The following is an 11,621-nucleotide window of genomic DNA, read 5'->3' on the forward strand; positions in this document are numbered from 1 at the left end:
AAAATATGCACTCATCATAATATTTGTAGAGAGTGCATATTTTTGCTTTTAAATTTTATTTATCGTAATTCCCCTTTAATGTCTTGTCATTAAAATTAAAACTAAATTGCTTATCATAGAAATCGGAACCATTTAACATATTGAAGTTCTCATCTTTATCTAACCCTAAAAGAATAAGTACATTGTTATTCTTATTTTTAGAAGTGTTAGCAATTAACATACCTGTGATATTTTTATTTTTTATAGTAACATCACTAAATTTAATTTCCTCCTTTGAAAGATCAATAGGAAGCTTGTCTACAACCGATTTAAGTGCTGTATTTTCATTATTATTTCCAATAAATATTAAGCTTTTTTCTCTAAGCTCATTTTCCGTCATATCCTTATCTTCTTTAATCGTAACACTGACTCCAAAACTATTCTCTAGTATCATTTTTATAACATCTGCTGTTCTATCTGCTATTTGTTTTCCTTCTTTAGACATATTAGCCTTTGAAGGTTTCACTAAATATACATCATAATTATCTAAAGCTTGTACAAAGAAGGATGCAAAATTACTTTTACCTTCTTGTTTAAATTGCTCAAGCCATTGTTTATTTTCTTCTCTCCTAGCTTTACCCTTCTCTCTATTTATTTCTTTAAGTTCAGCTAGTTCAGTTTCATTTAACTTAAGATTTTCAGGATAAAAATCTTTAGAATTAATATTTGATAATACTTGTTCTTTTGCTGCTTTTCCACCAATTCTTTCAATTACACTTAATAATGAATCTAAATTAGCATTTTTTAATGAGTTTTCGGCATAATAAGTTTTTATTATCTCTAAAAACTTTTCTTCCCCTACCTTTTGTCTAAGGTTTTCAAATACTAATGCACCCATTTTATAAACTATTATGCCCCATTCATTAGGATTCATTTCAGCAACAGATGCGTTTATGGGAGTTGAACCACCTCTAAAATAATCCATTCCGCTTCTTAAACTAATTGCTACTCCAGCAGATGAATATTTACCTTGAGTTTTTTCAAAGTAATATGCAGTTGAAAAAGCAGTTAGAGATTCATCTAAGAAAGCATTTTCGAATTCATTATTTCCTACTGTTACATACCACCATTGATGTGCTATTTCATGAACAATTGATTCTTCTACGAAAGTAATTTCATCATTATATCTAGGATGATATTTTCCCATTTGGATTAATTGAGGATACTCCATAGCAAAACCTTGCACATGGGTTTCAACAGTATCAAACTCTTTATATGGATATTTACCAAAATTTTTCCCGAAAAACTTTATTGCATCTATAGTTAAATCTAGTAGCTCCTCAGCTCTTTGTGTAGTCTCTTCGTTTCCATCATAAAGATAGAAGCTATTTACTGTTATATCATCAGCTTTTTTTGTTATAACCTTAAAATTAGGACTCATAATAAATGCAAAGTCTCTAACCTTCTCTGCTGTAATCTCATAAGTTTTAGTGCCATTATTTTCTTTTTTACTTGACTTAGTCGTACCTGTAGAAGCTAACTCCATATTATCTGGAACGTTTATAGAAACATTATAATTTGCTATATCGCTATAATTGGATTCCCCAACAGGATGGAAAGGATTCTCATCCCAAGTATTAGTTTTAGTATCATAGATTGATATTATAGGATACCAATTTGTAGCAGAGTAAACCTTATTGTAATACCCTAATCTATTTTGGCTCATAGGCAATTTAAGTGTAAACTCTATTTTAATATCTATGGTTTCATTTGATTTTATATCAGCTGTAGGAGTAATCTTTAAGATTTGCTTATCTTGAGTAAATTTTACTTCACTCTTTCCAATAGTAACCTTAGTTATATTTATATCTCCAATCTCTTCTTTTTCAAGTTTTTCCTTTTGCATACCTATAGTAGGCATTGTCTCTATACTGCCATAGGAATCAGCATATAAATGAAATACTAAGGAATTAAGATTTTTTCCATAAGTATTAGTAAATTTAACTGTTTCAGTAGAAGTAAAAGTTTTATTTGGTTCATCAAATTTAACATTAATATCATATTGAGTTAAATTATCTTTAGCAGTAACTACAGATGTTCTTGATTCATTAACTTGGGGCTGCGACGGCACATCTGCAAGCACTAATGGTGAATTAAAAGATAGTAGCATTAACAATATAAGAATACTACTTAAAATTTGTTTGTAAGATTTTCTTGTCAACAATTATAATCCTCTCCATTCATTGTTATTATTTAACTTATCATGGTTATTATATCATATTTTTTATATATTTTATATTTTATTCCATATATGCTAAGATTAGTGTAATAAATGCAAATAGTACTTATATTTAACAACAATAAAAAAACACTCCTGTCATAACAAACAGAAGTGAATTGTTAATTAATATATAAAATTAATCTTATTTTTTAAATTTTCATTCGTAACAAATCATAATCTCTATTATTCCACCAATTTCTTCATCTTTGAAGCTAATATTACTAAGGATTCAATTGAAGTCTTAGCAAATTTCGCTTCATTTAAATATTCTTCTATAACACTAAAGGCTTCCTCTGAATTGGCAACTGTTTCTTCTGATATTGCTGCTAAATTCACTATTGATTCATTTATATTTGAATTTGACTCCTTAATATAATTTATACTTTCATCTACTACCTCAACTTTATTTCTTAGTTCAATTATCTTATTATAAATACTATTAAGTTGATCTTCTGTATTACACACCAGTTGGTTCTCTTCGCTATTAATCTTTGACACTTCCATTATAGACGAAACTATCTTTTCAGCCTCTTCTTTAAATTCTAATATCATTTCTGTTATTTCTTTTGTAGATTCTTTACTTTTTTCAGCTAACTTTCTAACCTCATCTGCAACAACTGCAAATCCTTTTCCTGCTTCACCAGCTCTAGCAGATTCTATAGCAGCATTTAGTGCTAATAAATTAGTCTGTTCCGCTATACTTGATATTATAGATACTACCTCTTGTACATTTTCAGTTTTCTTCTTTAAATTTTCTGATATTCTATGGACTTCTTTATTCTTATTACTTACTAATTGAGATTGTTCAGATAGCTCCTTTACAACTTCTAAACTACTTTTAAATATCTTTTCACTATCATCTGCCGAAGCCTTCATATCTTTTGAAATCTGTACAGTATTATTAAGTTTAATCTGTATCTCATTAGAGTACGAAGTTTGATTTTCTATATTTCCAGCTGTATTAGTACACCCAGCTGTTATCTCTTCAACGGCTGTATATATAGTTTTAGAAGAATTCTCAATAGTACTTATATTATTATTTAATCCCTCTGTATTTCTATTTAACAATTCAACGGCATTATTAATTTCCTCTAAAAGTATACTTTGTTTATTGTAATTCTCTACGACTTTAATTCTTGACTCTTCTGTTGCATTTCTTACTTTGTTTAAAAAATTTGTTAGAAAGAATATACTTATCAAAAGAATTATTAGAATAATCTCTTGTATTAAAATAATATGTACATCCCCACCACTGGTTATTTTTATATATATCCATACAATATTTATAGTTATGGTTCCCGTAACTGGTATAACTAAAAACTTATTTTCTAAGTAAAAAGCTGCAATAACTATCATTGGAACTATTATCATAGGTGCTATTAAAATACTTGTACTAAACACAACAATAGTATACGCTACTGCACAAGGTGTAGCTATTATATGTCTTAAGATCATACTTTCATTATTTTTCACATAGCAAACAACTCCTATTATTCCACTTAATAGCAATATAGCTATTATTGATATTCCTGCTTCTTTAATTATTGTACCCCTTCTAACCATAAAAAAGGCTCCTAAGGAATACACAATACATATAATAGCAGAACATATAATATATATCTGATTGGAGCTTTTCTTAAAATTCATATCCTTTTCCATAACTGTCCTCCTTATGTTGTTTATATACGAAATATTGTACCTTCTATAAAATAAAGTCTTTAATAACCTAAAATTGACTCTCTAACTTGTCCCCATTTTAATGCATCAGACATGCCATTTTCAACAGATAGCTCAGTTTTCCAATCTAAGAGCTTTAGCGCTTTATTAGCATTTGCATAAGCTCCAGCTACGTCGCCTAGTCTTGGCTCAGTTTCAGCCTTATTGAGCTCTACTTTAAATACCTTCTCAAAAGCTGTAACCAATTCTTTAACAGTTACACCATTGCCACTACCAAGGTTAATTACTACATAATTTGAATCCACATCCTCTTCATTGCTGAAAATTCTATCAAATTTTTCTACAGCTTTAACATGAGCCATTGCTAAGTCCCATACATGAAGGTAATCTTTAATACTTGAACCATCTCTTGTATCCCAATGAACTCCTGTTATTTTAAATATACCTGAATCTCCAAATGCTGCCTCAATAAGCTTTGCAACAACATGGGTAGGAAACTTATCATAAGGACCAGATCGCATTTTAGGGTCTGCACCAATTGGATTAAAATATCTAAGTGCAACCCCTCTCATACCATAAGATGCACAAAAATCTTTAAGAATCATTTCCATCATAAACTTCGTACGAGCATATGGACTCCTTGGATTAAGTGGTGATTCTTCTGTTACCATAAAATTATCTACATCATCATATATTGATCCAGAAGAACTGAAAATAATATCATTATGCCCTAGGCTATTTAAATTATGAAATAACTCTAAGGATTTAGCTACATTTTCTGTGTAATAACCATATGGATTTTCTACCGATTCTGGAACTACAATCAATGCTGCACAGTGTATTGTGCATATTATATCAGGATGTTCCGTAAATATCTTCTCTAATAAGGCTCTATCTGCAATATCTCCTTCATAGAATATATAATCTTTTGTAAACTCTCTTTTTCCATTAATAAGTGAATCCAAAATTATAGGCTTATGCCCATTATCCTTTAATGCAGAGCAAATTGTACTTCCTATATAACCTGCTCCACCTGTAATTAGAACCTTCATTGTATGTACCTGCCTTTCTTAGTGTTACTATAATCTTGTTAGGTTTCCATGTTAAAATACTCTTCGTAATTTCATTTGTTAATTATACTTAACCAGTAGTACTTGTCCTCTTTTAAAACTGTACTAGCAGAATCTTTTTGTTTTTCTAATTATACCATAATTTTTATAATATTTACAAGTATTTACAAATTTAATCTTAATGAGACATCCTTACTAAACATATATTATATCTTTATCTAAAAATACCTTTGTCATTAAATTTATAATAAGCCTTCCATGCTCTTTGCCATGAACTTTCTAGGGACCTATACCCAGTTAAAGTATGATAACAACAGAGTTTTCTACGTGAATCCGGAGAGTATGGTAATAAGTTCTATAGGTTCCTTATAGTGTGAAATACTAAGTAGATCCTTTCTAGGGTTTCATGATAAAGATAGGATTATAAGAAAAATTCTAGAGAAATTCATAGACGATAAACTCTTATTACTCAAGGCTAGGATGAATATAAATCTCTATTTGAGAGAAAATAAACTTATCATAGAAAAGAAGGTGAATAAATTTGAATAAACAAAATGAAAATAAGATTATAACTCAAGAAATAATACAGGATGAGTGTGATACCCATGTTAGTGAGGTTCAATACTTTGAGGAACCTGAAAATTATGATGATGCTTTTAAAATTTATTACCCTAAAAGAAAAGAAAAAATATAAACACTGGGTTGATTTTTTTATGGATATATTTTACAGTTATTATGGATGGATAAATATCCATCCGTAATAATTGAAATGGGGGGATATCCATGTATGAATTATTTAGAAAAGACACTGGATTAGTATCCGGAGTTCAAAGGAAGTTTAATAAGTATTTAATGCTTTTTCTTGCACTCATATATCCTATATTAAGCTCATTTTTTTCTAGTATCCTATTAATGCCTATAATGTTTATTGCACCTTTAATGGAACTAGCAGGATTTAATATTAATCTCAATAGTTCTGAATTTATCAATAGTCCTCTTATCATGCTAATTTCATTCTTTGGATCTATGATTTTTTACTTTATCATAGTTAAATTCATAGAACGGAGACCTATATCCACTATGGGTTTTAATTTCAATAAAAAAGCGTTTTCCGAATATGTAGTTGGCTTTATTATTGGGATTTTAATGATAGCTCTATCTGCTACTATTATTTATGTTACGGGTAATGGAGAACTTAAATTTGTTGGGTTAACTGCCTCAATGATACCATCCTTTATTTTGGTTATATTTACGTGGATGATACAAGGCGCCACTGAAGAAGTTATGATGAGAGGATATACCCTTCCTGTGTTTGGTAAACTCATTAATGTTCCTGTGGGCATTTTTATATCCTCCATATATTTTTCTGCATTACATCTAGGGAATTCTGGAATTGGAACAATGCCTTTAATAAATTTAACTCTATTTGGCCTCTTTGCAGCTTTTTATGCCCTATATAGTAAAAGCCTTTGGGGTATATGTGCACTCCACTCTTCTTGGAATTTCGCTCAAGGAAATCTCTTTGGATTTTCTGTAAGTGGAACAGGTACCATAGGAAACATATTGATGGAGAGCTCCTATAGTAGTAATAATATTATAAATGGTGGAGCCTTTGGTCCTGAAGGTGGATTAGCCGTTACCCTAGTATTAATTGTAGGGATAATCCTTATATTGATTCTTCAAAAGAAACGTACTTCATCTCAGAATAACTATTAATTTATATATAGATATACAACTTTATAATTAAATAATTACTAACTTTAAGGTTTAAAATACTAACTAAATAGCTGCATAGTATTTTAAACCTTAAAGTTGTAATATGTTTTAGTAAAGTATATAATTTCTATAATGAATTTTATTTTAATAGGAGGAGGGTCTATGAGAAGTTTAATACTAGAGGGGGGCACCTTTAGACCCATATTCAGTGCTGGTGTAATGGATGCTCTTTTAGATAATGATATTATGTTTCCTTATTGTATTGGTGTTTCCGCTGGAATTACTAACGGAGTTTCCTATATATCTAAACAAAAAAGAAGAAACTTAGATGTTCTAGAACTATATAGAAATGATAAACGATATTTGGGTTTTAGGAATTTTTTTAAATGTAAAAGTTTATTTGGTCTGGATTTTGTTTTTGATGAGATACCTAATAAGTTAAGTCCTTTTGATATGGAAACCTTTCTAAGGTATGAAGGAAAAACTTTAGTTGGTGTAACTAATGCCTCTACAGGCAAGACTGAATATTTAGATGGAAGAGAATTAGATACTAAATGTACTATGCTTAGAGCAACTTGTGCTATACCATTATTCTTTCCACCTATAAAAATCAAAGATAATTATTATTATGATGGCGGAATTTGTGATCCAATACCAATAATGAAGTCCATAGAGGATGGTAATGAAAAACATCTAATAATACTTACTCGACCTAAAGGATATGTAAAAGAGTTTAGTAAAAATAACTTAATGGCTTCAAAACTACTCTGCAAGAAATATCCTAAATTAAAAGAGCCACTTCTTACTAGACATACTCTCTATAACGAAAGGGTTCGATACTGTGAAAAACTAGAACATGAAGGAAAAGCCCTAATCATACGTCCCGCTGCAGAGGAATCCATAGATAGTTTTGAAAAAGATATTGAAAAATTAAGAAAGAGCTACTTTCACGGTTACAATTCGGCCATTGAAAAGCTAGAAGAAATAAAAAAAATACTAGAGTAGTAAATACTATTTCTTTGACCTTTATGACCATCCAAACCTCTGTATCTAAGCCTTAGAGCTTATCTACAGAGGCTTTATACAGTAATAAAAAACTTTGCTAATACCTTTTAAAATAGATTTACTTTACAGTTTATAAAAGAGTTCCATTTATTTCATTCTTGATTTTTCCCATAGGCTTTGTTAGTGATATATCTCCATAACTTTTTTCACTAATTTTCCTATATTATCTTCTTTTATATCACTTACATCCTGAGCTGTATCTATATTTTCTCCAGTCTGAGATTTACTTACCTTTTTTATTATAAACCTCTCAAAAAAATTCATTTCTTTAAACTTGAACTCCCCTCCAAACCATTCCTTAGCCACTGCACTATCTAAAAGCTCTTTTGGAAATGCACTATTTAACACTTCGTCGATTTTATCATCTGGTGTCATACCACAGATAAAAAGACCAAGCCTTTTATTTATTAGGCTATTCATGTTCTTTGCACAAAATTCTCTAACACCTTTATTCATTTGTCCTATATGGATAGAGCCACCTATTATAATGGTCTCATAGTCTCCGAAGTCGATTTCTTTAGTTGTACCAGCATCAAATAAATCAACGGTTAATCCTATTTTTTCACTTAGTATTTCCGCACATTTCTTGCTAGTACCATGCTTTGTTCCATAAATAATTGCTATTTTCATCTCTATATACCCCCATTATTTAGTTAAAGCTTCTTCTACTGCTTTCCTAATCACATTACTGCTTAAGGTTGCTCCGCTTATGGCATCCACCTGTAGACTTTGACTCTTAACAATACTATCTACAACTTTTTCTCCTTTTTTTCCTAAGCCATTCATATGTTCTTTAATAGCTATGCTTTTAATTATTCCACCCTCTATTTCTACCTCTACTTTAGCCTTAACAGGATTTACTTTATATTCTCCTGTGTACATGCCATCATTTATATCTTTAATATTAACATCCTTAATATTAATTTCCGGTATTGGAGCATTCTTTATTTTTATAAACATAAAAACTCCCAGAACTAAAAAAATGCATAATATAACCCCTAAAATTTTAAATCCCCTTTTCATAATTATTTTCCTTTCTCAATTACTATTCCATTAAATATTAATTTAAAATGCTCTTCTATCAATCTATCCTTTTGTTCTTTTTCTATATTCTTTTCTAGTATTAGCTTCATAAGTAACCCAAAGGTAGACGTCCATATAATTTGAGCTGTAAGTTCTGCATCACAAGGTCTTATCAATCCATCCTCTATTCCTCTTTCAATATTTCTGGCTAATGCTCCTATGGTTGGACTCTCTTTGCTTATTCCCTTCCTAAGAATACTAGTTTTATTTAATATAGTTTCATTTTCACTAAGCATAAAAGCTTTATATTCATTAGGGCTCTCTAAAGATGCGTTTATATATTTAATAAATGTGATTTTAATCTGTTCTAAAGGATTGGAACCTTCTATTTTCACCTTAGATATAGTATCTATTATCCGCCCATATCCCTCCTCCACTAAGGTTGCAACTATCTCATCCTTATCCTTGAAATAGTGATAAACAATGGCTGGTGAATAATCTATTTCATTAGTTATCTTTCTAATAGATAATCCCTCTAATCCATGTTTATCAATTATGATTTTTGCTGCATTTAAAATAATTCTCCTTGTTTCCTCTTGCTTCTCCATTTGTCTTTTTCTACTCATACCTTCACCTCTTCATCTCATAGCTATTTATCTTTTACTTTATGTTACTCTTGTTTAATTTTATCCATAATTTGAACACTGTTTAATTTTATTTTACTCTTTACAAAAGTAAATTTCAACAGTAAATTAAACAGTGTTCAAATTATAAAATTAGCATATATTCTAATATATGTATGTTTTAATAAAGTTTAATTCATATTATAAGTATGTTTAATAAATTGTTAAAATTGAGCTTCATATTATTACTGCGAATACCATTTGCAGTAAGCTTAGATTTACTTAATCTCTATGAAAGAAAAAATCGTTAAGAAATACAACCTGTCCGAACGTAGTAAGTTGTTGTATTTTAGATTTTTTATTGAATAGAGCTTTAGTAAATCAAGATTTCGAAACGGTTGATAAATGTAAACTTAGATTCATGCGAAGCAAATGAATCTCTAGTTGAACTTACATAGAGGGTCAGGGATAATATGAAGCTCATATCAATTAATTTATAATGCAGAAACTTTATTACAACCTATATATTTTACTTTAAACCTAAATACATAAATATATTTTTTATTTTTACATAGACTAAAGTTACAGTCTTAAATAGAAAAGGAGCAGATGAAAATGAAAAAACTTTTTTCAATATTATTAGTATTTTTACTATTTTTTACACTGTTAATAACTCCATCTCAAGTTAATGCTAGAGATACTTACAGTAAAGCAGCAGAAGATTTGAGAATGGCTGAAAGAAAACTTTGGAGTGACCATGCAATATGGACTAGAAATTTCATAATAAGCGATATATCTAACCTTCCTGACAAGAATGACGTTTTAGAGAGACTTTTAAGAAATCAAGATGATATTGGAGCTTCAATCAAACCTTATTATGGTGAGGAAGCTGGAAATACCCTTGCTAAACTCTTAAGAGAGCATATTTCTCTAGCTGGTCAAGTAGTTGATGCTGCTAAAACTGGAAATAGTGCTGATTTCGATAAATTTAATAAATTATGGTATGAAAATGCGGATCAAATTGCTAAATTTTTAAGTAATGCAAATCCGAATTGGTCAAATGAAGAGTTAAAAGCTATGCTTCATAAACATTTACAAATACTTACTGAAGAGGTTACCACTAGACTTAACAGCAATTGGAAAGGCAATATAGCTGCCTTTGACAAAGGTATAAATCATTTGACTATACTTGCTGATACCATTTCCAATGGTATAATCAAACAATTCCCTAGAAAATTCAGGTAATAATTTTATTTTAGGAATTTTGAACATATCTAATATAGTATTAAAACAAAAAGCTGAAATAGAGAATTATTAATATCTCTATTTCAGCTTTTTTAATATTTTATTATTCTCAATAGTTATTTCTTAGTCTTCTCCTACGCCATGGTAGTAATTCATCTAGCGATATAAATACTACTAATTCTTATTTTAAAAATTTATTTATATTTTTATAATTTTAATTTCCATCTATAGGTGAGCCACAAAATTCACACTCTCCTACTGAACCTTTTATAACCTTATTATTTGCACCACAACTACTACAATTTGCAACTATATATTCCTTTGTTCCGTTATTCATTTCAGCATTGTCTAAGTGGACACTAAGTAGCATTATTTCTCTTGTACCTTCATTAATATATGCATCTTCAAAATATCCTTTATCTATCATACTTTGAAGGTCTCTTTTAGCTATTTCATAGGTTGTAGGTATATTTGAAGCTATATTATCAATTGATGTAATCTTTTGATATATGACAAGATATGTGTATTTTTTATATTTCTCAGCATTCTTCTTACTCTTATTACTTAACATTATCATTACACTTCCACAACCTACAAGCAATATTAATCCAGATAGGATATTACCTAAAGTATGTGCAGGATTTTCTAAAGCTCCTATAATATAAAACACACCTAGTCCTATAAATACCCATCCAGTAACCTTTAGAGCTACTCCTGCCTTCTTTTCTGGATTATTTATGTTAATTCTTTTTATAGTTAAATATATTGCTATTGGAAAAAATATTATAAACATAAATATAATAAATCCCCAAGATAAATACCATGGAATATTCTGATTAACTCTTCTCTCCAAATTATTAATGTTCATTGACCATCCCCCTATTTTGTCTTAACTAAATTATTTCTCTCATTCTATTATTTCTTTGTTATTTAACTAAAAAA

Annotated in this window: 11 protein-coding genes; 4 read left to right on the forward strand and 7 right to left on the reverse strand. The window is 29.4% G+C overall.

The features are described 5' to 3' along the window. Nucleotides 1–55 precede the first annotated feature (55 nt). From ACI48Q_RS17535 to galE, 3 genes are all read right to left on the reverse strand, one after another. On the reverse strand, nucleotides 56–2,203 hold the full coding sequence (locus ACI48Q_RS17535; protein ID WP_474920410.1) for a M1 family metallopeptidase: 2,148 nt from the start codon (nucleotides 2,201–2,203) through the stop codon (nucleotides 56–58). Nucleotides 2,204–2,443: 240 nt separating this feature from the next. Continuing rightward, nucleotides 2,444–3,919 (reverse strand): methyl-accepting chemotaxis protein, encoded by a 1,476-nt coding sequence (locus ACI48Q_RS17540; RefSeq protein WP_474920411.1) that lies wholly within the window; start codon nucleotides 3,917–3,919, stop codon nucleotides 2,444–2,446. A gap of 59 nt (nucleotides 3,920–3,978) precedes the next feature. Further along, the gene (galE, locus tag ACI48Q_RS17545; RefSeq protein WP_474920412.1) at nucleotides 3,979–4,989 is read right to left on the reverse strand and encodes a UDP-glucose 4-epimerase GalE; all 1,011 of its coding nucleotides are present in this window, start codon (nucleotides 4,987–4,989) and stop codon (nucleotides 3,979–3,981) included. 559 nt (nucleotides 4,990–5,548) lie between these two features. Here galE and ACI48Q_RS17550 point away from each other — a divergent pair. The 3 genes from ACI48Q_RS17550 to ACI48Q_RS17560 all read left to right on the forward strand — a co-directional run bounded on the left by ACI48Q_RS17550 (nucleotide 5,549) and on the right by ACI48Q_RS17560 (nucleotide 7,728). After that, nucleotides 5,549–5,701: a hypothetical protein gene (locus ACI48Q_RS17550; RefSeq protein WP_474920413.1), complete on the forward strand. Its 153-nt coding sequence runs from the start codon at nucleotides 5,549–5,551 to the stop codon at nucleotides 5,699–5,701. A gap of 89 nt (nucleotides 5,702–5,790) precedes the next feature. After that, on the forward strand, nucleotides 5,791–6,723 hold the full coding sequence (locus ACI48Q_RS17555) for a CPBP family intramembrane glutamic endopeptidase (RefSeq protein ID WP_474920414.1): 933 nt from the start codon (nucleotides 5,791–5,793) through the stop codon (nucleotides 6,721–6,723). A gap of 162 nt (nucleotides 6,724–6,885) precedes the next feature. Beyond that, nucleotides 6,886–7,728 (forward strand): patatin-like phospholipase family protein, encoded by an 843-nt coding sequence (locus ACI48Q_RS17560; protein ID WP_474920415.1) that lies wholly within the window; start codon nucleotides 6,886–6,888, stop codon nucleotides 7,726–7,728. Nucleotides 7,729–7,908: 180 nt separating this feature from the next. On the opposite strand, the gene ACI48Q_RS17565 is transcribed toward ACI48Q_RS17560, so the two are convergent. The 3 genes from ACI48Q_RS17565 to ACI48Q_RS17575 all read right to left on the reverse strand — a co-directional run bounded on the left by ACI48Q_RS17565 (nucleotide 7,909) and on the right by ACI48Q_RS17575 (nucleotide 9,437). Next, nucleotides 7,909–8,418, reverse strand: a complete 510-nt coding sequence (locus tag ACI48Q_RS17565; protein ID WP_474920416.1) for a flavodoxin domain-containing protein — start codon at nucleotides 8,416–8,418, stop codon at nucleotides 7,909–7,911. Nucleotides 8,419–8,433: 15 nt separating this feature from the next. Next, nucleotides 8,434–8,748: an FMN-binding protein gene (locus ACI48Q_RS17570; protein ID WP_474920417.1), complete on the reverse strand. Its 315-nt coding sequence runs from the start codon at nucleotides 8,746–8,748 to the stop codon at nucleotides 8,434–8,436. Between the two features lie 65 nt (nucleotides 8,749–8,813). Further along, nucleotides 8,814–9,437: a TetR/AcrR family transcriptional regulator gene (locus tag ACI48Q_RS17575; protein WP_474920418.1), complete on the reverse strand. Its 624-nt coding sequence runs from the start codon at nucleotides 9,435–9,437 to the stop codon at nucleotides 8,814–8,816. A gap of 612 nt (nucleotides 9,438–10,049) precedes the next feature. On the opposite strand from ACI48Q_RS17575, the gene ACI48Q_RS17580 reads away from it, so the two are divergent. Next, the gene (locus tag ACI48Q_RS17580; RefSeq protein ID WP_474920419.1) at nucleotides 10,050–10,679 is read left to right on the forward strand and encodes a glycosyltransferase; all 630 of its coding nucleotides are present in this window, start codon (nucleotides 10,050–10,052) and stop codon (nucleotides 10,677–10,679) included. Nucleotides 10,680–10,893: 214 nt separating this feature from the next. Here the strand turns inward: ACI48Q_RS17580 and ACI48Q_RS17585 are convergent, their stop codons facing one another. After that, nucleotides 10,894–11,547: a hypothetical protein gene (locus ACI48Q_RS17585; RefSeq protein ID WP_474920420.1), complete on the reverse strand. Its 654-nt coding sequence runs from the start codon at nucleotides 11,545–11,547 to the stop codon at nucleotides 10,894–10,896. Nucleotides 11,548–11,621: the final 74 nt, after the last annotated feature.

The organism is Clostridium sp. LXY-7 (assembly GCF_056172015.1).